Source organism: Bacteroides stercorirosoris, assembly GCF_900142015.1.
Classification (GTDB): Bacteria; Bacteroidota; Bacteroidia; order Bacteroidales; family Bacteroidaceae; genus Bacteroides; species Bacteroides stercorirosoris.
This window is the reverse complement of sequence record NZ_FQZN01000015.1, coordinates 43,582-67,627: the sequence shown is the minus strand read 5'-3', so window position 1 is coordinate 67,627 and position 24,046 is coordinate 43,582. Positions and strand designations below refer to the sequence as shown.

Sequence of the window (24,046 nt, the reverse complement as noted above, 5' to 3'; positions counted from 1 at the left end):
CAAGCATGCCCAGATGGCGGAATCGGTAGACGCGCTGGTCTCAAACACCAGTGGATTCACTTCCATCCCGGTTCGACCCCGGGTCTGGGTACAAAGAAGAAAGCTAAGTATTGAGTAATCAACACTTAGCTTTTTCTTTTATCTAAAATTTCCCCACATTTTCAGTTCAATTTTATATTTTAATGCTTAAGAGATATGAATATTGAAGATTTTAGAGAGTACTGCCTTTCATTTGAAGGGGTTCATGAGAAAATGCCATTTCCCAATGTGGCTGATAGATACAGTCGTGATGTTCTGTGTTTTTATGTCTTGGATAAATGGTTCTGTTTTGTAAATATTGAGGTTTTTGATTTTTGTTGCATCAAATGCAATCCGGAAGAGTCGAGTGAACTGCAAAGCGGGTATGCTGGCATAAAACCGGGCTGGCACATGAATAAGAAATACTGGATTAGTGTTTATTTCAATCAGGATGTATCAGATGCTAAAATAAAGGAACTGGTAAGAAAATCCTATGATATCGTGGTTAAGAATTTGACGAAGAAAGAACGGGATATGTTACAATCGGGTGATGTAACTTTTCAATAGCTATTCACTTATAACTTACCAACAAAAGTATGGAGAGCTTGAATGGGAGGAAGAGAGAGTTGTCCGTAAGAAGTAGCCATATCGGGTTATTGAAATTCCAAAGGGATATTGCCTTGAGATAAGTACTTTAGGGGATATAAATTGCAAAAAGATGAACGTAAAAAGCAAATTTGTTACCTGAAACTTCTTATGCATTTATTTTTTTCTAACTTTGCAGCAATTAGTTGAGAGGCTTTTGCTGTTTTATATTTAAATCTTTATCTCTATGCCAAATCAGAATATCCTTCTGTATCCTCCTTTGACATTCCGAATACTTGCGATAACTATTCTCGCTTGTCTTTCGTTTGCTCCCAGAGTGATGGCAGATACAAAAAATCAGGATTATATAATTTTTATTAGTTCCTCTACTTTCCGTGAGAAATGGGCCTATGACTTGCTTGAGGCTGTAGAAAAAACATTCAATCAGGAAGATTCATTCAAGGTATATTCGGAAGCCCTTACCGTTTGGCATCTTCATAATCAGGAAGAGGTGGAACAGAAGACTGAATATCTGAAGAATAAATATCCGATCCCCCCTAAAGCTGTGGTTGTTATAGGTGCTCCGGGATGGTACGTGTGTCAACCGCTTTTTGATACTATTTGGAAAGGTGTGCCTACCATTATTTGTCATTCGGTCTCACATCTGCCGGAAGATATAAATAAGTATTATGGTGGCAAGGACATCACCGCCGATCAGATTATAACTACGCCTGAGATGCAGGAACGCTATAATATCACTGCGGTAAACATACCTGTTTATATTCGGGAGACCGTACACCTGATGAAGCAAATTACTCCCGAAATGAAAAAGATTGTTTTATTGTCGGATGACAGGTTTGTCTGTTCACTGATTCGTAGAGAATTTGAAGAGCTTCATCAACAACACTTCCCGGAACTGGAATTAAGCTTTATTACCTATCCTTACACTAACTCGGAAGAAATGCTTCATGAGATTAGTACATATGGCAAAGAAACCGGTATTATTTACTGTTCGTGGGTGAATATATCCAGTCAAAGCTTGTCCGAACGGTACTATCCCGACGAAAGGATGCACTCTTATATTTCCGATGCTGCTGAAAATCCGGTTTTTACTTTGTCCGACCAGTACACAGAGAGTCGTTCGCTATTCGTAGGCGGACATTATATCAGTAGTCCTGAAATAGAAAATACGGTTGTCAGCGAGATAAAGAGTGCGCTAAAGGATGACGGTACCTATCAGGCGAAGACAATTATTGCCGGTGCACCCGATACGCATCTCAATTATCAGACATTGCTTGATAAAGGAGGCTCTTTGAAAAATATTCCACAAGATGCTATTTTTCATGCTGTTCCGCCCAGCTTCATTCAGAGAAATATGACTTATGTTGTAATTGTACTGGGAGGTGCAGCCGTCTTCATTTTATTCTTCTTTATGAACAGGCGCATAAAAACTCTGAGTGAAAGGGAGCGTGAAAAGCATCTGCATCTGTTGGAGAATATTCTTGATAACCTTCCCATTGCTGCCAAGGTGAAAGACGTGGACAACGATATGCGTTATACTTTCTGGAATAAGAAGGCGGAAGAACTATTTGAATATCCGGCTAAGGAAGCGATCGGAAAAACAGATTTTGAAGTGATGCCCGAAGCCGCAAAACTGATAAGGAAGGAAGATGAAGAGCTGGTGAGAACGAATAATGCCCAGTCGGGTACAAGGCGCTTCTTCACTAACAAGAATGAAGAGTGCTTCACTTTTCAGAATAATAACCTTATCACCTTTTCCGATGGTCGGAAATGGATTGTTTATACAGCATGGGAAATTACCGACTTGAAAATCATGGAACGCAAATTGCGTCTGGCTAAAGAGGAGGCGGAAGAATCGAACCGTATTAAATCCGCTTTCCTGGCTAATATGAGTCATGAGATCCGTACTCCGCTTAATGCCATTGTCGGTTTCTCAAGTATATTGGCTACGGATGTTTCGGAAGAGGAAAGAGAGGAGTATCTTAGCATCATCGAGCAAAACAACGAGCTTTTATTACAACTTATAAATGACATTCTTGATTTGTCAAAGATTGAAGCAGGTACGCTGGAGTATGTCTATGCCAATATAGACATTAACAAGATGTTGTCTGAAATAGAGCAGGCTATCAGAATCAGGCTGACCGATAAGAATGTTGATCTGATTACTGTCACTCCATTGCCTGAACTATTATTGTATACTGACCAGCGCAGAATTACCCAGGTTATAAACAACTTTATCAGCAATGCTATGAAGTTCACAACAGCCGGAAGTATTTCTATGGGATATGATTTGCCGAAAGATGGTTATATACGTTTCTTCGTGGCCGATACGGGGGCCGGTATACCACCTGAGAATATAGAAGCTATCTTCAACCGTTTTGTGAAACTCGATTCATTTAAACAAGGGACAGGGCTGGGATTGGCAATCTCGCAGAATATAGTTAAGGAGCTAAAAGGAGAGATTGGGGTGGAATCGGAGTTGGGTAAAGGTTCTACTTTCTGGTTTACATTGCCTTATGAGAAGATGAATGCGCACCGTTCCATCTTTTCATGAACAAATTGGTTCTGTATTTCAAAAAAATGTATCTTTGTGCCGGTAAAAAGCACTATAAAGCATTAATTTAAATCAGAATACCATGAGAAGAAAGAACACTCTTTTACTTTTTTTGTGCCTGTTCAGTCTGTGGGCAGTGGCACAAGAAAAGAAACCTGTAAAGATTGCCTGTGTCGGAAACAGTATCACTTATGGCTCAGGAATTAAAAATCAGTTCCAGAACAGTTATCCGGGCTTGCTTTCCCAACTTCTGGGCGAAGGGTACGATGTCCGCAATTTCGGAGTCAGTGGCCGCGTTCTGCTGAATAAAGGAGATCGTCCTTACATGCACGAACAGAAGTTTCGCGATCTCCTGAAGTTTGAACCGGATATTGTCACCATAAAGTTAGGAACCAATGACAGCAAACCCTGGAACTGGCGTTATGGAAAAGATTTCAAGAAAGATTTGACAGAGATGCTGGATATTCTTCAGGAACTGCCTTCAAACCCAAAAGTCTATCTTTGTCTGCCTGTTCCCGCAGCTAAATCAAATTTTGGCATCAATGACAGCGTTATTACAAACGGTATTATTCCCGTGATACGCAGTGTCGCAAAGAAACGCCACCTGCCGATGGTCGACCTTTATACGGTTCTGAAACCGCATCCCGATTATTATACCGATGGCATTCATCCCAATGAACAAGGTGCTGCCCTGATAGCAGGTGAACTTTACCGTACGCTGACCGGCACCGAAGCACCTGCCATTGTAACAGACCAACCCTTCCCCGGCAAGAAGTCGCAATGGGAAGGATTCGACCGTTACGATTTTATCTGCAATGCCCGCCAGGCTACGGTGGTTGTTCCCCGTAAGGTGGCTGAAGGCCGTCCCTGGATATGGCGTCCAGCTTTCTTTGGAGCTTTCCCCTCAGTGGATAAAGCCTTGCTGGAAAAAGGTTTCCACGTTGCTTATTACGATTTGACACATCTTTACGGTAGTCCTCGTGCTCAACGTCTGGGTACGGACTTTTACGACATTATGCGCAGATACTATCGTTTGTCTCCTAAAGTAACGCTGGAAGGTTTCAGCCGTGGCGGTATGTTTGCTTTCAACTGGGGGGCGAAGAACCCGGATAAAGTGGCTTGTATTTATGTGGATGCCCCGGTGTGTGATGTGTTCAGCTGGCCCGGCAGGCACAGGGAATTATGGAGCGGATTACTTGCTGAGTGGGGATTAACTGATGGGCAGATGAATAACTTCAAAGGTAATCCGATTGATAATCTGGAACCTTTAGCCGATGCAGGTATTCCTGTTATCAGTGTTTGTGGTGATAGTGATCGCACAGTCCCCAATGAAGAGAATATGAAGATTGTAGCTGAACGCTACCGTACTTTGGGCGGACCTGTAGAAATTATTCTGAAACCCGGTTGTGACCATCATCCCCATAGTCTGGAAAATCCGGAAGCGGTAGTTGACTTCATTGTCCGTAATCAGCCGGATTATCAGAAGAAGCAAGTGCTCCATCAACGTGGTAGCCTTGCTAACTCTTATCTGAAGTTTGCGAAAGAGAAAAAAGGTTGCGTTGCTTTTCTCGGTGGTTCCATTACCGAAATGCGTGGTTGGCGGAATATGATACAGGAAGATTTGAAACAACGTTTCCCTGATACGGAATTTACTTTTATTGATGCCGGAATATCTTCCACCGGAACTACACCTCATTCTTTCCGGTTCCAAAATGATGTTCTGCAAAAAGGTGTACCCGATTTGCTGTTTGTTGAGGCGGCAGTGAATGACAATACCAATTACTTCAACTATATTCAGCAAACACGTGGCATGGAAGGTATTATCCGCCATGCACGTACTTCCAGCCCCGAAATGGACATTGTCATGCTTCATTTTATTTACGATCCTTTCATCCCTTTGTTGGACAAGGGAATACAGCCTCAGGTGATTATGAATCATGAAAGTGTGGCTAATCATTACAATGTTTCTTCCATCAATCTGGCGGAGGAAGTGGCACACCGCATGCGTGACGGCGAGTTCGACTGGAAGCAGTTCGGTGGTACGCATCCTGCTTGGGACGGGCATAAATATTACGCTGCCGCTATCAATCGTCTCTTCGACCTTGAATGGAGTGGGGATGTGGCACAGAAAACGGTTCAGCCGCATGAGGTGCCGGAGCAACCGATAGATGCTTATTCCTATGATAAGGGCATGTTTGCCGATATTCGTTTGGCCAAGCAACTGAATGGTTGGAAAGTAGTGGATGATTGGACGCCTACAGTGAAAGGGAATACCCGTAAAGGCTTTGTGCATGTTCCCATGTTGGTGGCTGACCGTGCCGGAGCCAGTCTTTCTTTCTCTTTCGAAGGCCGTGCGGTGGGTATCTTCTGTGCAGCCGGCCCGCAAGCCTGCGTGTTGGAATATAGTGTAGACGGTGCTCCTTTCAAGAAGCTGGATACATTTACGGATTGGAGTCAGAAACTATATATTCCGTGGGTGTATATGCTGGAAACAGAACTGGCTTCCGGTCGTCATACATTGCGCTTGCGTGTGGCAAAAGGGGATAAAACCGGGTGTCAGATACGTAATTTTGTAGTAAATCAATAAGTCATTATCCCCCTCATGGCATATCTGTGAGGGGGATAAAAACAAATTATACCTTTTTTTATAACATTTCGGGGAGGATGATTAACCAATCTGTCTCCTCTTCGTAACATTCCTCCGGAGGTCTTTCGGTTTCATTCCATACATTTGTCATGGTTTCTTTTGCAAACTTAAAAAAGTACGCAATAAAATCTTTGATATTAACCATTAAACAATGTACGATGAGAAAGACATTCTTTGAAAAGTGCATAAATCTGCATTTATGCCGTGTTGCGTTGGTACTGCTACTTCTGGTACCTGCAATCAGTAGCCTTCAGGCTAACCCTTCTCAAAGCAAAACCATTTCGGGAGTTGTGACATCTGCTACGGACAATGAGCCGTTGATCGGTGTCAGCGTTCAGGTGAAAGAGACTTCCACCGGTGGTATTACCGATATGGACGGTAAGTATTCTGTAACTGCCCAGCCCGGACAAACGCTGGTATTTTCTTATATCGGCTACAAATCCCAGGAGTTCAAGGTAGGCGATGCTTCGGTTATCAATGTAGCATTGAGAGAAGATACCGAAATGCTGGATGAAGTAGTCGTAGTGGGCTACGGCGTTCAGAAAAAGAAACTGGTGACCGGTGCTACGGTTCAGGTGAAAGGTGAAAACATTGCCAAACTGAATACAACCAACCCTCTCTCTGCCTTGCAGGGACAAACACCCGGTGTGAACATCGTCTCTACTTCGGGACAGCCGGGCGCCAGCATGAGTGTAACCATCCGTGGTCTGGGTACGGTGGGTAATTCGCAGCCTCTCTATCTTATCGATGGTGTGGGGGGCGACATCTCTACTTTGAATCCCGCTGATATTGAAAGTATTGATGTATTGAAAGATGCCGCTTCGGCTGCTATCTATGGTGCACAGGCTGCCAATGGTGTAGTGTTGGTTACTACTAAAAGTGGTAAGGAAGGTACTTGCAGAATCAGCTACGACGGTTATGCCGGTTGGCAGACGATAGGACGCAAGTACAGCATGCTCAATGCGTCGGAGTATATGAACATTATGGATGAAGCCCGTCTCAACTCAGGTATGTCGCCGGTAGATTGGGCTTCGCTTAGCTCTATACGTGATGCCAATGGTAATATATATGATACCGACTGGATTGACCAGGCCATTGAAGACGGCGGGTTGACCACCAGTCACAACCTCTCGTTCACAGGCGGCTCCAAAACTTCTACTTATGCCATTTCGGGTGGTTACACCGGTCAGGATGGCTTGATAGGCGGTTCGGACGTTTCTTATTATAAAAGGTATAACTTCCGCGTGAACTCCGAACACAAGATGTGGAACGGACTGGTGACCATAGGCGAGCACGTGAGTTTTGTCTATAAAGATTCGCGTGGCATGAATACCGGGAACATCTGGAACAACAACCTCCGCAGTGCATTCTCCGCATCTCCCATCATTCCCGTTTATGATGCCGACGGCAACTACAATTCTACGGTGAACTCCGATTGGAACGTAAACGACGGCAACCCTTACGGTAACATGATGATGAACCGCTACAACAACAGCAAGAACGGTTCGCTCGATGCCAACGTGTACGTGCAGATTGAACCTATCAAGAACTTGAGGTTCAAGACGGTGTACGGCATCAGTTACGGTGCTTCCGAGTATCGCTCTTATACACCGAAGTACCAGTTCACTCCGCAGACGGCAAACACCGTGAGCAAAGTGAGCCAGAGTCATGGCAACGGCCTGTCGATGGTGTGGACCAATACTCTTTCCTACGATTTCGACCTTGCCGCCGAGCATCATATAAATGCCTTGATAGGTAGCGAACTGTCCACCTATGATGGCAGCAATACCGAAGGCTCCAACACCGGCCTTATTCCCGGATTCGATGATTGGGACCATGCTTATCTGGTGAATACGAACGGTACGGAGAACAAGACAGTGAAAGGCTCTCCTTATGATTCTACCCGTGGTATGTCATTCTTCGCCCGTTTGGGTTGGACATGGAAAGAACGTTATATGGTGAACGCCACCATGCGTGCCGATGGCTCGTCGAAGTTTGCCAAAGGTAACCGCTGGGGATATTTTCCTTCAGTATCTGCCGGTTGGACCATCTCCGAAGAGAAATTCATGGAGTCGGCGAAGTCCTGGCTTGATTTCTTAAAAATACGTGTCAGTTGGGGACAGGTGGGTAATGCTAATATCAACTGCTACCAATACCTTGCTCCCGTGTCTACCACGAACACCAATTATAACTTCGGTTCCGGTGGAGGCCAGGATGCCTGGGTTACGGGTTCTTATACCAGCCGTCTGGCCAACGAGAAAGTGAAGTGGGAGACCTCCGAACAATATAACGTGGGTATTGATACCCGTTTCCTGAATGGCCGCCTCGCATTCACTGCCGACGGGTACATCAAGAACACTAAGGACTGGCTGGTGCAGGCTCCCGTATTGGCTACGGCAGGTACCGATGGGCCTATCATCAACGGTGGTGACGTGAAAAACAAAGGTATCGAACTGGGGCTTTCCTGGAACGACCAGATCGGAAAGAACTTCACTTATAGCGTAGGTGCCAACATGGCATACAACCACAACGAAGTGGGAAGCATCCCTACCGAAGACGGTATCATTCATGGTGCTACCAATCAAATCTACAGTAATGCGGAAGAGTTCTACCGTGCCGAGAACGGCCATGCCATCGGTTACTTCTGGGGGTTCAAGACAGCCGGTGTCTTCCAGAACAAGCAGGAGATTAACGACTGGATTGCTGCCGGAAACGGTGTATATCAAAGTAATGTGCAACCAGGCGACGTGAAGTATGTAGATGTGAATCACGATGGAGCCATTGACGCCAACGATAAGGTGGACTTAGGCAACGGACTTCCCAAATACACATTCGGCCTCAATCTTAACTTGGGTTATAAAGGTTTCGACCTTAGCCTGAACGCCACCGGTGCCGCCGGTTTCCAGATTGCCCAGTCCTATCGCGACCCTAACTCCTCACAGTCCAACTATAGCCGCCAGATACTGAACCGCTGGACGGGCGAAGGTACCAGCAACCGGATTCCCCGCGTGACCTACGGTGATGTGGGCAACTGGCAGTTCTCCGACCTCTATTTGCAGGACGGTGATTACATCCGTTTGCAGAACATCACGTTGGGCTACGACTTCAAGCGTCTTATCTCCTGGAAGGGTTTGTCGAAACTGCGCCTCTATGTGCAGGCTCAAAACCTCTTCACACTGACCAAGTACGATGGCATGGACCCCGAAATCGGTTCATTTAACGGTACGGACGGCAACAATAACGATACATGGGTGTCGGGCGTAGATATGGGTTACTATCCGCACCCCCGTACCTTCATCGTGGGCATTAATCTTGCGTTTTAAATCATGAAAAAGAAAAGTAGTATGAATACAAAACATATATTATTGACGAGTGCGCTCGTTGTGTCAGCTTTAGCTTTCACCTCGTGTGAAGACTTCTTTGACACTTCATCAAAAAAGGACTTGAATACTGAAACGGCTTACAGCAACCTGGAGTCTGCCGAAATGGCTTTAGTGGGCTGTTACGATGGATGGCAACGTACTATTTCCGATGCAGGGGTAGGTATGTATCTTTTGGCGGAATTCGCTTCCGAACAGGCTTTTGCCGGTCTCGGTCTTTCCGATGCTAAGAACAATAATGTGGTTGACCAGTTCAATCTGGGCATCGCCCCTTCATACAACGATATCTTCAATGTGGACTGGCAGAACTATTATAAAGCCATATTCCGTTGCAACCAGCTCATCGTTCAGGAGGAAAACATCGACTGGGCAGGCGACACCAAAGCGCAAGGACGCGTGATGGGTGAAGCGCATGCTCTTCGCGGCATCTTGTACTTCGACCTTGTCCGTATGTTTGGAGATGTTCCTTTGCTTACTGTTCCCTCCGAAGAGAACGTTCCCCGTTCTCCGGCAAGCGATGTCTATAAAGTCATCTTTGAAGACTTCAAGTATGCTATTGAGCATATTCCTGCTGATGCATATCTTTTGGATAATCGGAATACCAATGATGGCCGCATCACCAAATATGCCGCAGAGGCGTTGATGGCTCGTGCCTATCTTTATTATACCGGTTACTACGGTGCCGAACATCCCTCATGCACCAAGGCTGAGGCGGTGGCTGCCATCAACGATGTGGTGCAGCATGGAGGATATGAACTGGAAAAAAATTATGCCGACTTCTGGATGCCTTCTTGCACTACCGACGCTTCAAGTGGCGATACATACGCCTGGAATACAACCTACGCCGGCAAGTGGTACGATGGTTCCGCCTGGCAAGCCGGACAAGGTAAACTCTCGGCAGAAATTGTGCTCAATCTGAAGATGAATACTACTCATGACTACAATGGCAATGGTGATGGTAATGCTTTCTCTGTTTATCTGGGACCTCGCAACAGGAGTGCCACAAGTGTATGTATTGCCAGTGGCTGGGGGGCTTGCCCGGTGACTCCCGCTTTCGTGGAGCAATATAAGAATGATCCCCGCTTCAATGCTTGCGTATGGAGTTGCAGCGAAGCCGGTTTCAATGCCGATATCACCGATTCGTATGAATACACGGGTTATTATACCCGCAAGTATGCGCCGATGTGCTTTGCCGATGGTACGCGTCAGGAAGTCGGATTCAAGTTGGGTGAGCAGCACCAGAACATTACTTACTATCAGGATTACACCATCATGCGTTATGCCGATGTACTGCTGATGCATTCCGAACTCAATGGTAATGCCGATGGATTAAATCAGGTTCACCAGCGTGTATATCCCGGTGAGACACTGGCTTACAGCATTGAAAACATCCGTAAGGAACGCGCCATAGAATTGGCTTTCGAGGGCGTGCACTATTGGGACTTGATGCGTTATGAGAAAGAGGGTGCATACGCTGCACGTGTCATCGCTGCCGCACAAAATGGCGCCAAGGTGATGAACGGTGGAAATGAAGAAACCACTTCATTCTCCGAAAGCAATTTCACCTCGAAGAAAGGGCTGATGCAGATTCCGAATACACAAATCACCCTTTCGGGTAATGTGCTTACTCAGAATGCCGGTTGGTAAATCCACGAAGGCTTAGGTTTATCAAGGAAAAACATTAAAAATAATAAGATATGAAATTGAATTATTATATATATACGCTCATTGCAGGCTTGGTGTTGATGTTGTCGGCCTGTTCACCCGATGAATATGATATGGGCAAGAAAACCTATGTATCCGATGACTTGGCGGAAGGCATTGCCTACACTGTGACTATTAAGGGAAATGAAGTACGCCTCAAGTCGAATATTACCGGTTGCACTCCGTTGTGGGTTACTCCGCAGGGACGCTCTCAAGAGAGCGAACTTGCCGTCAGCTTGCCTTTTGCAGGTGAGTATGAGGTGACTTTCGGTGTAGAGACACCCGGTGGTGTCGTATATGGCGAACCTTATGCTTTTAATCTGGCACAAAACGACTTCTCGCTGTTGAGCGATGAGAAGTGGTTCTTGCTGGCGTATGAGGATTTCAAGTCGGGCGATGCTATTCCTGATGCTGAGACATTGGCTGAGGGGGTTAGTAAAAAATGGTATCCTTGCGATGGTAATTATGGTATCGGACAGTGTTCAGGGCCTGTGATGTATCTGTCTCCATACGATCCTGACGGTGACGGCGCCGGATATACCCAGGATGATGTGGATAACGGAGTCTATAAAGATATCGTCTTCGGCACCGGAAATTGGAAACCCAACTGGGATCCGGGCTTCCAAAGCTGGCTCATTCCCGAAACCGATGCCTATATGGATTCGTATATGACCTTCAGCATGGATGCCGCCAATGGTTGTGTGGCTACTATGTATCGCGGTGAGGCTGGAGTAAAAGGCTCAAGCACTGGTACCAATATGAAAGGAAAGTTCAACATGAATCTCACTGAAAAGACCAAGCCTACCATCACCTTCACCGATTGCTATTCCATGCATAACGTGGCTTTCGATGAAGTATGTTCCAACTACACGCAGGATATTCAGATTATAGAACTTACTCCGTATATACTGCAAGTGGCAACCAAGCGTACCAATTCCGAAGGTAACTGGTACATTGTATGGAACTTCGTGTCCGAAGAGGTGATTGCAACCAAAGGCGAATGTATTCCTAAAGAAGATAGTGGACTGATAGAGAAGGCTGCCCCTGTGCTTCCTACATTCGATAACCTAACTACCGACCTCTTCACTACCGAAATCAACGGTGTGACTTATGTAGGCAATCAGATGACATTCAATCTTGATACTGAAATACCTTACGACTGGTTGTGGTGGAACGGCTCCCCCAGCTCACAGAAGTGGGAAAGCGTGACAGGAGGTGTCTACAATGACTCATGGGCACCTGCTGCCGGTGATGAGACGGAAGACTTTGAGCTTATCCTGAGTAAAGCCTCCGATGGTTCGTACAATTATGAATGCGGTGAAGTCAGCGGCAAGGTGACCATTGCAGAAGGTGTGATGACTTTCGACAAGGAAATCACTATCCTTACTGCTTCAAGCGATCAGCGCACGGTTGCTGTTACAGGCAGTGAGTTTACGGTGCTCAGTGTTGAGGCTGGTGAAACATTGGCTGTCGGTATTCCCGAATCGAGAGACGAGAATGGCGTGGTGAATTCTTATCTTGTTGCCAATCTGCTTTATAAGAAGATTAGTACGGGTGGCCCGGAAGGCCCCACGGTCGTAGGTATTGACAACTCTACAATTGCCGAACACACTTGGTTGGAGAATGGATGTATCCGTATCGGTTTCCATCACTACGGTGATACGGGTACCGGTATCTTTAAGGACGTAGCCTCTGTGAAATTGAAGAAGAACCAGACTATCAGCGTGACCTTTAAAATAAATGGCGGAATCACTTGGACAGCTGCTCCCAAATGTGCATTGATTGATAACAATATCAAGCAAACCTGGGAACCCGGATGCTTCGACCTTGATGATGCGGTAACTGTGAATACTGCCGGCGAAACGACCGTTACTCTGACTAATACTACCGGAGCTACTGTAACGTTCCTTCCTACCTGTCTCGACCTCTCCATACAGTACACCGATTACGGCACCGCTGATGTCATGGCAGAAGACGGAAATCCCGATTGGAGCGTCGTTGGATTTGAGATTGTATCTTGCACCATTCAATAAATAATAGTATAGAAATATGAAAAGCAAAATATTATTTGGAATAATGGCTCTCGTCATAGGTGTTTTGGTGACGGGATGCAGTGATGATGACTATGCGATTAACGCTACCCCTCTTCTCACCGACTCGTCCGTAGTGACGGGTTCGGCAGATGTGACTGCCACATCTGCCACACTGCACGGTACCGTATCGGGACTCGAAAACCAATCTGCCAGCGCATACGTCACTGGTTTCAACTACGGTGCTGCTGTCGATGACCTTACCGAAAGGATAGTTGCTACAGGTGGTGACGAATTTGCAGCCACCGTCACCGGCAGCGTGAACCAGACCATTTACTATCAGGCATACGTCACCCTGCAAGGCAAAGTTACCTATAAGGGCGTAGTGAAAAGCCTTGTGCTGACCAATGCCCGTGCCACAACAGGCGATGCAACCCAAGTAGGTGCCAACAAGGCAACTTTGGCCGGTTCACTTGCCGACTTTCCCACAGATGCCGAAAGCGGCATCATGGTGTCGGGTATAGCAGGTACCGAGAATGTACGTGCCGGCGTGCGCATCGCCACCGATGCCAAAGGAAGCTATACGGTGAATGTGGAAGGCTTGCTACCCAACACCACCTATTATTATGTAGCTTACCTGGACCTCGGTGCAGGCGTAGTGTATGGTGAAGAGAAGTCATTCACTACTACGGCTCACGTGTTCGACCTCGACAATGATCTTGTAGACCTTGGCCTTTCTACCAAATGGGCGAAATACAATGTAGGCGCTACCTCGGAAACGGAAATCGGCGGCCTGTTCGGTTTCGGTGATATGACGGGCTTTAATACCAGTATCGACCCTGCACACTATGCTTCTGCCGATATCTACAAAACTGTTAATGACATAGCCAACAAAGCATTTGGTGGAAAAGTTACAATGCCTACCATTGCCGAGTTTGAAGAACTCTTTGCACTCTGCACCAAAGAATGGGTTGAGGTGGAAGGTGTGGCCGGATATAAGTTCACCGGCCCCAATGGAAATTCTATTTTTATGCCTGCCGCAGGTTCACGTACGCAAGGCACTGTTACCGGTGCCGGGATGGAAGGTTATTATCTTTCCGGCTCCATCAATGCTTCTGACGGTCAGTTTGCTATGAGTTATCACTTCAACAGTGCAGCCGACACGCGTACTACCACTCCTGTTTATCAAGCTCTTGCCATCCGTCCGGTTTCTGCTGCCAAGAATGTCCCGTTCGTTAAAGATTTGCTCTATCAGACTTGGGAAATCGACTTGAAGAGTGATGGCTCCTATCTTATCTTCCCCGGTCCTACTTATTTTTATGGCATGGATGATAGCTGGCGGACTGTTTCCAACGGTGAACCGGTGCTTGGTGATTCCTGGTGCTGGGCTGCCGACTTTGCCGGAAACAGCTGGGCTGTAGGCGGAAGTGCCGACAATTGCCGCGGAACCATGACCTTCTCGAAGGAAGAAGACGGAACGAATAAGGTGGTTGTTTCGCAAGTCACTGCCGAAGGCACATTCGTTGAAAGTGAAGGCACGTTCACCATCAACGAGGAGGACAAAACCCTCACGCTCGATGTGGACATTTTAGCTCCGGCTAATTTTGTTCCCGATTTTGTGAACGACAAGAAGACGAACATCAAGATACTCTCTCTGACGGAATCGGCCATGCAGCTTGCCGTGGTGCGCACCGACCCCACACAGGGTGCGGCACAGCTCAGCGTCAACTACATCCCGCAACTGAATAAGTATGGGTTCACTGCCAAACTGACTTGCTATGGCGGCGGCGATGCTCCCGATGGATGGAACTCGGCTGTGACCACAATTCCTGCCGGTGATGCCGGAGTGGGTACCTATACGATAACGTTCAATGCCGAAGCACCCCGTACTTTTGGCCAGGTTTATGTGCTTGATATTGAAGGATACGCTACTGCTTATCCCAATGCTCTGGTGCGCATAGACGCCATCAAGGCCGACGGCAAGGAAGTGAAGTTCGATGCCGGCAAGTTCTTCTACGGCAATATCGAAGGTGGCGGCAACTACCGTGTAGAGCTGGCAAACATTTGGGGGTGCGGTCACAACGACGGCTGGAATGGCCTGAAAGATACGCCGTTCCAAGAAGGTGGTGGCGAAACCACCGAAGAGACGGCTTTGGCATTCGAGTCGACGTTCGAGGTGACCTTTACTATTGTTTCTATCAGCAGTAACGGCGCAGGCGTGTATACACCTAATCTGGTTACCGTCAATCCTTCATGGACAAGCGATTGGGGTTTCAATCAAGGGGCTACGTTCGAGGTGAAGTATGAAAACTTCCAATACATCCTTGATGCTCCCCAATTCGATATCAAGTACGAAGCTACCGATTATGCCGCAGGCTCCATCATGACCTTCATTGAAGTGGCGGACCTTTACGGCTTCTTCCCCGGTGCGCATGCCACGTTGGATAATCTCTACCTCGACGGTACAGAAGTAACATTCGATGCGACGAAAGTGCTTGATGCCAATGAAAGTCCCAAGTATCGTCTGGAGCTTTGGAATTGTTACGGAGCGACGAAGACGGGCGGCTGCGCTTTCGGTACGCCTGACGGAGATGTAATTAAGGAACTCGGTTTCAGCAGTTCTATGGAAGTGAAGTTTACGTTCCACAATCTTTTTGCTGTTCCGCAGTGGTAGTCGGGAGTGGAATATGATGCATTCGCGAAATTAAGGACGCGTATGTGTTAAAAATAAAAATGAGGAAGACGAAGCGTCTTCCTCATTTTTATTTTTAGTATTTCCCTCCCAAGTTTCTGAGTTGATTAATTCTCCGATAATCTTTTTCTCTGCCGAAAAGGGATAATACCCTTATTTGTTCTTTCAATGTAGGTATTCTTATAGCGACATTTTCTATGTGAAGGGTTGTGTACTCTTCAATAAAGACCGGTCGCCATTCCTTATCTTTACATACCTGCAATTCTCCCATAACCTCTACATCCATCAGCGGAAGCTGAAAGCGTGCAAAGTTAGAACGAAACAACTCATTTTCTTTTGTAAGCGGTGCAGTTTCCATATATTCCTTAAGGGAGAGTTGCAATTTATCAGAACCTTCTGAAGTTGTGAGTATATCAATGTCCGCAGTATTGCCAATCTCGTAGCCATGCAATATCATGGCTGAGGCTCCGATTATACAGGAATAAGGTGCAACTTCTTTTAGTTCGTCGGCTATAAAAGCGAGCGTTTGGGTAATTCTTTCTTTTATTTCCATAGCTTATTTATTGGCGCGTGACGAGCCTATCCAAGTCCACTTATGCCAGATGTGTTCCAGCGGTCCTTGCTTGTGCTTGCTCAGCCACCATTTGCTGAATTTCACTTGCAGCAGGAACAGGACCAAGCCAATCAGCAGACTCAGCGTATAGCCGCAGTAAGGTGCCAGATAAAGCCCGAACGGGAAGTAGACAATGGCTCCCAAAATGGACTGCGTGATATAGTTGGTCAAACTCATCTTTCCATAATACCGGAGACTGGAAACGCCTTTGCTGAAACCTTTCTTCTGATATAACAGGATGAACGAAGCTATCAGCACAAAGGTAAACGCCAGTTTTTGCCACATATCAAATGCCGTTCCCACCGTTTGCTGAACCAAAGCGTCGCTCTTCATGATTAATTCCTTCAACTGATATAGCGGAGCGAAAGCTACGGCTCCGATGATAAGCGCCGTTATCCAAAAACGGATATTCTTCTCATTGGTGACAAACAGTTGCTTTCTGCCTATGTAGAACCCTAACAGGAAAAGCCCCGCTGTCTGCAAAAAACGACCGGCTCCTACCGCCCACAAGAAGCTGGCTTTCTGGCCTAATGTAACATTTCCCCAGAAGAATTGGCCTAAAGTTCCTGTTTTGGTGTACTCTGCCACTTCCGCATACATGGCTCCCACTCCTAAATCGGGTAGCTGGTGTGCCGGATTGATCAGGCTCATTATATAATGATACCATTCTATCGGTTGCAGCAGAAAGAGAATGGCTAACACCAATATCATCTTGTCGCTCAAGTTACGGAATAGAAACAGAACTACCCCTACCACTACAAACAGCAACAGTACGTCACCGGCAGGAAAGAAAGCGGCATTCAGCGTGGCGAAACCTGCAAGCAGTACGAGGCGCCACAGAAAGCGGTAACCGAAGTCCTTTCCTTGTTTCTTCTGATTGTTGCATTGAATGTAGAAGGTAAATCCGAAAAGCAAGGCGAAAATGGCATAGGCCTTTCCGGCAAACAGGGAGAAGACAGTATTCAGCACGCCTTGGTCCAGAACATTCAGCCAAGCGGGAGAATCAGTGGGATAGACGGGAAAGATGAAGTGCTCCAGGTTGTGCACCAGGATGATAGCCATTACGGCAAAGCCTCTCAAGGCATCTACTACCTCAATGCGAGGCGTTTTCGATAAAGGTTGTTCCATTCGATTTATTGTTTAGTATTCTTTTTATCAGTTTGTTCATCGGCTTTTCAAAACGATAGTAGGACAGCAGGCTAAGCAGCAGTATGATGCTCAGGAGAACCGGTAGCTATGTTTGTTGTTTTATAAATGATGCAAATGTATCATTTATATGCAGGAAGAGCAAATCAAGCAAATAAAAACTTGTATGCCGTTAGTAAACAATGCTATGTGAAATTCGCAATAGTTGCAAACGATTGCTTGCTTTCAGTTTTACCTACTTCCTGCACGAACGATATATATATCCTGCATGTTGGATATTAACTTCCTGCGTGTAGGAGCTTAATGTCCTGCGTGTACGGTATATATGTCCTGCATGCACGGTATATATATCCTTCCCGGCAGATATGTTATCCGTTACTTTTAGTCTTTCCTCGATTCTACAGTTTTCACTTGATAACATATATAGTTATGCCTCGTAACAAGTAATGTTCTGGATGATAACAAGCAATGTTATCATCCGGAATAAGTAATGTTATTTTGGATAGTGAAGGGGGAGGCTCCCGGAATTTTATTATTTGAGTGGTGAGCGTTCACCATCTAATTTCCTTAAACCATAAATGGTTGTTTCCTTAGTTTCAGTTTTTCAGCTTGTTTGCAAACGCCCTATTCATGGGACTTCCGGCTGAAAGTTCCCCCGCTGAACCCTGAAAAAAGGTAGTTTCAGGAAGAAGCTTCAGCCGAAAGTCCCATGAATAGGGCGTTGGGTGGAAACTGAAAGACTGGAAGAAAAAATAGATAATGTATAATGGTAAAGTAATCTTTCATATCATTGCTAATGATTTTATTCATTTAAAGTGAATTACCATGAAATACAGAATGATACACAACTTGCTTAAGTGCGAAATCCGTTTTCTTGCGGGTATTATTTTTTGTTCCCTACTTTCCTTAGAAAACGGTATGGCTCAGAACCAGCCGGAACGGCTTCTGAACCTTGATGTGCCGCAAGGTCGGTGGAGTCTGATTTATTGTATCATTTCCCAATTAGGATTCGGTGCAGAATACTCTGCCCGTTGGATGTGGAAAGGAGGTGCCAGAGGGAAATGCGATCACCAATTTGCACTGAAAATGCGATTAAAGTTTGGACTGAACAAGAAGAAACGGTTTTAGCTAACCGGATGCATTTGTACTTATAGAAAGAAGCTTATGTAAGGGGAATCACGTTTTCCTATGGACAAAAGCCCTGCTTCATCACATTCTTCGATGGACAAAGCAGGGTTTCTGTCACATTTTCCTATGGACTCTTCTGCTCTTATTCTCCTTGATACTCAAAATACCCGAACTCCGCATACCCCTTTGATGAAGCAGAACCGGACACGGCATACATTCCTAAGATGATCCCTGTAAATCCGCCTGCTGTTTCCGTACTGATATATCGGGCATTCATCTTGCCCAGTTCCCGGAAATTCGTTCCGTCCGTGGCGTACTCAAATGAATAAGTATCGTTGTTACCTTTCACCCGAAGTTGCACTTTACCTTCGGGGATGCTGATTTCTTTTTCTACATGAGTCAGTTCCCCTAACCGGTAACGCAGGATTACCGATTGCTTCTTGTCGGCATCCTGCCTGACAGACAAATCGTAATGCGAATGATTCTCCATGAATACCGTCAACCCCGCTTCATCCTGCGGACGGGTTTTCTGTAATTCTACCGAAGTACTTGCCGTGAAATCAATATGCTGCTGTCTGCGGCCTACAAACGTCGGACTGTCCATACTGTTCAGACTGACCGGAGTCATCTTCAGCCGGAGCATACCTTGCGGACTGCAACTGTAATTCTCTGTTTTCGGATTGCGCAGATAGATCCATTCCGGCCCCAACTTTCCGTTTGCGAATGTCGTTCGTACAGGTTTGGGAGAAACAGGATATTGCGGCAGAGTGGGCACATCCATCTGAATCGCCATCGTTCCGTCTCCATTCACCACAGGCCAGGCATCCTTATCCCAACGAACGGGGGCAAGGAACGTTTCACGTCCCAGCAAATGGTGACTTCCTGTCTGCGGACGGAATGCGAGGCATACCACCCACCACGAACCGTCGGCAGCCTCTACGAAGTCAGCATGTCCCGTGCCTTGTATCGGACTGTTCTGCGCGTTCTTGTTTATGTGCGTCAGGATAGGATTGGCCGGATTGCTTTCATACGGACCGTCGATGTCGCGGCTGCGGGCGATGGTCACTTTATGCCCGTATTCCGTTCCGCCTTCGGAAATCAGCAGGTAATACCAGCCGTCTTTCTTATAAATATGCGGTCCTTCCGGGTGGCGTCCTCCCGTGCCGTTCCAGATGCGTCTGGATGCTGTAAGCTGTTCTCCGGTCATGGGGTTGATTTCACATAGATAGATGCCTACGTCCGGATTGCTCACCAGGTAACATTTCCCGTCTTCAAAATAGAGGGATGGGTCGATGCCCCCTTGTTTTATCCATACGGGGTCGGACCATTCTCCGCGAGGGTCGGTGGCGTGCACCAGGAAGTTTCCTTTGTCCGAGACGTTGGTGGTTATCATATAGAATACACCTTCGTGGTGGCGGATGGTAGGGGCGTAGATGCCGCCCCACGTTCCTGCATTGGTCAGTTTCACCTGCGACGGGCGGCTCAGGCAGTTGCCTATCTGTTCCCAATGAATCAAGTCTTTACTATGAAACAGCGGAACACCCGGAAAATAACAGAAACTGCTGTTCACCAGATAGTAGTCTTCACCTACCCGGCAAACGCTGGGATCGGGATGGAAACCGGGAATGACGGGATTCTGATAACCTTGTTGAGCGTGTGAGAAACAGCTCATGCCCATCGTCACACATAAGAATAAAAGGAATTTCTTCATGTTAAAAGTGTTTTTATAAGTCAGATATGAGTAACATTTATTCTCAAAGATAGGGCTTTACACGGTTCCGGCAAAGTCTCCGGACGATATGTCGGCTATTGGAAACCTTTTATCCCGGGGTGATAACAAATTATACCGTTCCATATAACATCCTGAATCAACTGTATGTCCGTTTTGCCCTATCTTTGCCAACACGGATTTCTATCCTTAACCTGACATTTAAGAACGAAAAACATTACGGTCATGAATAAAATTAAAACTTATCTTGTCTTTCTTTTCACGATTGCGCTTTCCGCTTTTGCGGTGGCTTGTTCCAGCAATGACGATGAAACTGTTATGCCGGAAATCGTGATCCCCGAAAATATTCTGACGAACGGACTGAACTTCTCCGGAACCGGAGGAACAAATACACTTTCTATCAAGTCGAATGTGCCGCTGGAAGTTACCAGCAGTCAGACTTGGTGCACGGTGACCCCGGTTTCTTCCACTTCGAGCACAGTCCTTAAATATACGATAGATGTAGAACCCAATACCGGTACGGATGAGCGCACGGCTACTATTAGCGTGAAGGGTGGTAACTTGGCGGAACAGAAGTTCAACATCGTGCAGTTGGCCGGTGAGGTTGATGAACCTGATGAACCCGGTGAGCCCGCTGAACCCGGTTCGAATGAAATTGCAGGAGAGACCCCCTGGGCTGTAGCCAAAAGCCTGGGTTTGGGTTGGAATCTGGGAAATCAACTGGATGCATATAGTAATGGCATAGCTAATGAAACAATCTGGGGCAACCGGAAGACAACGCAAGCTTTGTTTGACAAACTGGCTGCCGCAGGAATCACTACGGTACGTATTCCGGTCACCTGGATGGGACATATCGGGGCCGCTCCCGGCTATGAAATTGAGAAAGCATGGTTGGACCGTGTTGCCGAGGTAGTAGGTTATGCGGAGAAGGCAGGCTTGAATGCCATTGTCAATATTCATCATGATGGGGCGGACAGCAGTTATTGGCTGAATATAAAGGAGGCTGCCAAGAGTGAAAGCAAGAATACTGCCGTCAAGGCCGAGTTGGAAGCTATATGGACGCAAATTGCAGAACGGTTTAAAGATAAAGGAAACTTCCTGGCATTTGAGTCGATGAACGAAATACATGACGGCGGCTGGGGCTGGGGAGAGAACCGCACGGACGGTGGAAAGCAATATGCGGTGCTGAACGAGTGGAACCAGGTGTTTGTGGATGCGGTGCGTGCCGTTGGTGGTGAGAATGCCGACCGTTTTCTCGGTGTGCCGGGCTACTGCACCAATCCGGAGCTTACGATAAGCTCTTTCAAACTGCCCACGGATAAGGTGCAGAATCGTCTGATGGTAGCTGTGCATTTCTACGACCCTTACGAGTATACATTGAATGCGACCTATTCTGAATGGGGACATACCGGGGCTGTGGGCAAGAAAGTCAGCGGAGGAGATGAAGACAATGTGAAGAATATATTCGGAAAACTGAAGGCGGCTTACGTGGATAAAGGCATCCCGGTATATATTGGAGAGATGGGTTGTGTGCATCGTGCGACTGCCCGTGAAGAATCCTTCCGCAAGTATTATCTGGAATATGTGTGCAAAGCGGCGAAAGAGTATGGTATGGCGCCGGTCTACTGGGACAACGGTGGAACAGGGGCAGGAAAGGAAGAGTCCGGTCTGTTCAATCATGCTACGGGTGATTATCTGAATAATGCGGAGGAAATAGTAGGAGTAATGAAGAAGGCTGTTTTCACGGAAGATGCTTCCTACACATTGCAGTCTGTCTATAACAATGCTCCGCAATAAAATTAAGGCTAATGATAAAAAAGAATAAGATGAAAAATACTATTAAACAACTGGGGATTTGCCTGGTACTATCCGTACTGTCCCTTTTTCCTGTCTTGACAGCTTGTTCTGACAGTAATGATGAGCCGGCTGCGCCGGAAATCGTAATTTCTGAAAACATTCTGACGAATGGAATGAATTTCTCCAAAACAGGAGGAACGAGCACACTTTCTATCAAGTCGAATGTGTCGCTGGAAGTCACCAGCAATCAGGATTGGTGTACTATAACTCCAGCTGCTTCCGCTTCGGCTACAGTCCTTAAATATACGGTGACGGTGGAAGAAAATCCTGATGCGGTGGAACGCACTGCCATTATTACCGTGAACGGCGGTGGTTTGACGGAAACGTTCAACGTTGTGCAGGTGGCAGCCAACGGACTGATTGTAGAATCCTGTTCTCCCGAAGCGGTTGCTGCTGAAGGTGGAATCTTTACGGTGAATCTGAAAGCGAATGGTGATGTCACGGTCACTATTCATGATAGCTGGATACGTGAGACTAATACCCGTGCAATGTCTGCGGTGACTAAAACCTTTAGCATTGCCGCCCATTATGGTGAGGCTCGCGAAGGGACCATCACCTTTACTCTGGGAGATTTTACGGAAACCGTCACAGTAAAGCAGCTTGCCGGTGAACTGCCTGATGTCGGCATGGAAAGTGATGCCATGACTTTGGCTGCGAAGATAAAACTCGGTTGGAATCTGGGTAATTCTTTGGAAGCATGCAATGTGACTTACACAAACGGTTTTGTGTGGGGAACGAACTCGCTGAGTGACATGGATCCGGGAGAAACCAAATGGGGAAATCCCGCAACTACACAGAAAATGATCAGTGCCGTAAAAGCTGCCGGTTTCAATGCTGTGCGCATTCCTTGTGCCTGGTATGGATATATGGAGAATGAGACGGACTATACAATAAAAGCTTCCTGGCTGAACCGTGTGCAGGAAGTGGTGGATTATTGTTATGCCGAGAATATGTATGTCATCCTGAATATCCACTATGACGGAGGCTGGCTGGAAAAGAATTGTAAAGTAGCCGTACAGGACAATGTGAACAAGGTGCAGAAGGCTTTGTGGACGCAGATTGCCACAAAGTTCAAGGACTATGACGAACATCTGTTATTTGCCGGATGTAACGAGCCCAATGCTGCCAATGCCGCTGAAATGGAAGTATTGAAGTCATACGAACAGACCTTCATAGATGCCGTGCGTGCTACGGGTGGAAACAATGCAGTCCGCAACCTGATTGTGCAGGGACCCAATACAGATATCACGAATACTTCGGATTATGGTCAGCTGCCAGTGGACAATGTATCTAACCGTTTGATGGTAGAGATACACTACTACACCCCGTGGCACTTCTGCGGAATGACGGCGGATGAGAGTTGGGGAAAGATGGCCTACTTCTGGGGAACCGAATATCATGTGGACGGATCTGACAGAAATTACCAGCCCGCCGGTTATGCAAGTGCGGAAGCGGAAATGGAAGCTCTTTTCAAAAAGATGCAGACGAAATATGTAAGCCAGGGCATTCCAGTGATTCTGGGTGAGTTTGGTGCCAACAGGCGTTCTTCCCTAACCGGAGATGAGCTGACCAAGCATTTGGCTTCGCGCGCTTACTATCTGAAAACGGTGGTTGCCAATGCCGGAAAGTATGGTCTTGTTCCTTTCTACTGGGACAATGGATATAATGGAGATAATACGATGGCTCTCTTTAACCGCAATACCTGTAAGGTTTACGACCAGCAAGCACTGGATGCTCTGATAGAGGGGATTGCAAACTAATTGGGAAAGATAGGTTTTTCATAAATGTAGGTTCTCTTAGCTGAGAGATAGGTTTTTAATACAGGTTTTTTTTTGATTGGTTCTGGGAAGCGGCTTCTGTGAGGGAAGTGGCTTCCCTATTTTCTGTTGTTGAAACAAATGATGGGGTATCAAATGATAAAAAAACAGTGGGAAAGCCTTGC

General features: G+C 46.5%; 13 protein-coding genes and 1 tRNA gene. 11 read left to right on the top strand and 3 right to left on the bottom strand.

Annotated features, from left to right (window positions below; all coding sequences use genetic code 11):
* Positions 1 to 7 precede the first annotated feature (7 nt).
* The 8 genes from BUC01_RS12495 to BUC01_RS12460 all read left to right on the top strand — a co-directional run bounded on the left by BUC01_RS12495 (position 8) and on the right by BUC01_RS12460 (position 15,613).
* Positions 8 to 91: transfer RNA gene (locus BUC01_RS12495), tRNA-Leu, on the top strand.
* A gap of 104 nt (positions 92 to 195) precedes the next feature.
* The gene (locus tag BUC01_RS12490; RefSeq protein ID WP_025830584.1) at positions 196 to 585 is read left to right on the top strand and encodes an MmcQ/YjbR family DNA-binding protein; all 390 of its coding nucleotides are present in this window, start codon (positions 196 to 198) and stop codon (positions 583 to 585) included.
* A 265-nt stretch (positions 586 to 850) separates the two neighbouring features.
* A complete protein-coding gene (locus tag BUC01_RS25510; RefSeq protein WP_175560880.1) occupies positions 851 to 3,178 on the top strand; it encodes a sensor histidine kinase in 2,328 nt (775 codons plus the stop codon).
* Between the two features lie 82 nt (positions 3,179 to 3,260).
* Positions 3,261 to 5,765 (top strand): GDSL-type esterase/lipase family protein, encoded by a 2,505-nt coding sequence (locus BUC01_RS12480; protein WP_073313852.1) that lies wholly within the window; start codon positions 3,261 to 3,263, stop codon positions 5,763 to 5,765.
* Positions 5,766 to 5,983: 218 nt separating this feature from the next.
* Positions 5,984 to 9,148 (top strand): SusC/RagA family TonB-linked outer membrane protein, encoded by a 3,165-nt coding sequence (locus BUC01_RS12475; RefSeq protein ID WP_073313850.1) that lies wholly within the window; start codon positions 5,984 to 5,986, stop codon positions 9,146 to 9,148.
* Positions 9,149 to 9,169: 21 nt separating this feature from the next.
* Positions 9,170 to 10,852, top strand: a complete 1,683-nt coding sequence (locus tag BUC01_RS12470; protein WP_073313848.1) for a RagB/SusD family nutrient uptake outer membrane protein — start codon at positions 9,170 to 9,172, stop codon at positions 10,850 to 10,852.
* Between the two features lie 50 nt (positions 10,853 to 10,902).
* Complete coding sequence (locus BUC01_RS12465; RefSeq protein WP_073313846.1) at positions 10,903 to 12,942, top strand: hypothetical protein; 2,040 nt, start codon at positions 10,903 to 10,905, stop codon at positions 12,940 to 12,942.
* A gap of 16 nt (positions 12,943 to 12,958) precedes the next feature.
* Positions 12,959 to 15,613: a hypothetical protein gene (locus BUC01_RS12460; protein WP_073313845.1), complete on the top strand. Its 2,655-nt coding sequence runs from the start codon at positions 12,959 to 12,961 to the stop codon at positions 15,611 to 15,613.
* A gap of 94 nt (positions 15,614 to 15,707) precedes the next feature.
* On the opposite strand, the gene BUC01_RS12455 is transcribed toward BUC01_RS12460, so the two are convergent.
* Both BUC01_RS12455 and BUC01_RS12450 read right to left on the bottom strand, forming a co-directional pair.
* Positions 15,708 to 16,184, bottom strand: a complete 477-nt coding sequence (locus BUC01_RS12455) for a nucleotidyltransferase family protein (protein WP_025830583.1) — start codon at positions 16,182 to 16,184, stop codon at positions 15,708 to 15,710.
* Positions 16,185 to 16,187: 3 nt separating this feature from the next.
* A complete protein-coding gene (locus BUC01_RS12450; protein WP_073313843.1) occupies positions 16,188 to 17,372 on the bottom strand; it encodes a DUF418 domain-containing protein in 1,185 nt (394 codons plus the stop codon).
* 936 nt (positions 17,373 to 18,308) lie between these two features.
* Between BUC01_RS12450 and BUC01_RS12445 the strand changes: the two genes are divergently transcribed.
* Complete coding sequence (locus tag BUC01_RS12445) at positions 18,309 to 18,518, top strand: hypothetical protein (protein ID WP_148304400.1); 210 nt, start codon at positions 18,309 to 18,311, stop codon at positions 18,516 to 18,518.
* A gap of 142 nt (positions 18,519 to 18,660) precedes the next feature.
* Here BUC01_RS12445 and BUC01_RS12440 read toward each other — a convergent pair whose 3' ends face one another.
* Positions 18,661 to 20,229 (bottom strand): glycoside hydrolase family 43 protein, encoded by a 1,569-nt coding sequence (locus BUC01_RS12440; RefSeq protein ID WP_025830580.1) that lies wholly within the window; start codon positions 20,227 to 20,229, stop codon positions 18,661 to 18,663.
* A 243-nt stretch (positions 20,230 to 20,472) separates the two neighbouring features.
* Between BUC01_RS12440 and BUC01_RS12435 the strand changes: the two genes are divergently transcribed.
* Together BUC01_RS12435 and BUC01_RS12430 are read left to right on the top strand one after the other, a co-directional pair.
* Entirely contained in the window at positions 20,473 to 22,044 is a 1,572-nt protein-coding gene (locus BUC01_RS12435) for a cellulase family glycosylhydrolase (RefSeq protein WP_025830579.1), read from the top strand.
* Positions 22,045 to 22,073: 29 nt separating this feature from the next.
* Positions 22,074 to 23,864, top strand: coding sequence for a cellulase family glycosylhydrolase (locus BUC01_RS12430; protein WP_025830578.1), 1,791 nt, complete (start codon positions 22,074 to 22,076; stop codon positions 23,862 to 23,864).
* Positions 23,865 to 24,046: the final 182 nt, after the last annotated feature.

Bases quoted from the DNA above. Each gene is read 5' to 3' on its own strand.
- BUC01_RS12470 (WP_073313848.1), top strand. From the start codon at position 9,170: ATGAATACAAAACATATATTATTGACGAGTGCGCTCGTTGTGTCAGCT.
- BUC01_RS12475 (WP_073313850.1), top strand. From the start codon at position 5,984: ATGAGAAAGACATTCTTTGAAAAGTGCATAAATCTGCATTTATGCCGT.
- BUC01_RS12490 (WP_025830584.1), top strand. From the start codon at position 196: ATGAATATTGAAGATTTTAGAGAGTACTGCCTTTCATTTGAAGGGGTT.
- BUC01_RS12465 (WP_073313846.1), top strand. From the start codon at position 10,903: ATGAAATTGAATTATTATATATATACGCTCATTGCAGGCTTGGTGTTG.
- BUC01_RS12455 (WP_025830583.1), bottom strand. From the start codon at position 16,184: ATGGAAATAAAAGAAAGAATTACCCAAACGCTCGCTTTTATAGCCGAC.
- BUC01_RS12440 (WP_025830580.1), bottom strand. From the start codon at position 20,229: ATGAAGAAATTCCTTTTATTCTTATGTGTGACGATGGGCATGAGCTGT.
- BUC01_RS12450 (WP_073313843.1), bottom strand. From the start codon at position 17,372: ATGGAACAACCTTTATCGAAAACGCCTCGCATTGAGGTAGTAGATGCC.
- BUC01_RS25510 (WP_175560880.1), top strand. From the start codon at position 851: ATGCCAAATCAGAATATCCTTCTGTATCCTCCTTTGACATTCCGAATA.
- BUC01_RS12435 (WP_025830579.1), top strand. From the start codon at position 20,473: ATGAATAAAATTAAAACTTATCTTGTCTTTCTTTTCACGATTGCGCTT.
- BUC01_RS12480 (WP_073313852.1), top strand. From the start codon at position 3,261: ATGAGAAGAAAGAACACTCTTTTACTTTTTTTGTGCCTGTTCAGTCTG.
- BUC01_RS12445 (WP_148304400.1), top strand. From the start codon at position 18,309: ATGGCTCAGAACCAGCCGGAACGGCTTCTGAACCTTGATGTGCCGCAA.
- BUC01_RS12460 (WP_073313845.1), top strand. From the start codon at position 12,959: ATGAAAAGCAAAATATTATTTGGAATAATGGCTCTCGTCATAGGTGTT.
- BUC01_RS12430 (WP_025830578.1), top strand. From the start codon at position 22,074: ATGAAAAATACTATTAAACAACTGGGGATTTGCCTGGTACTATCCGTA.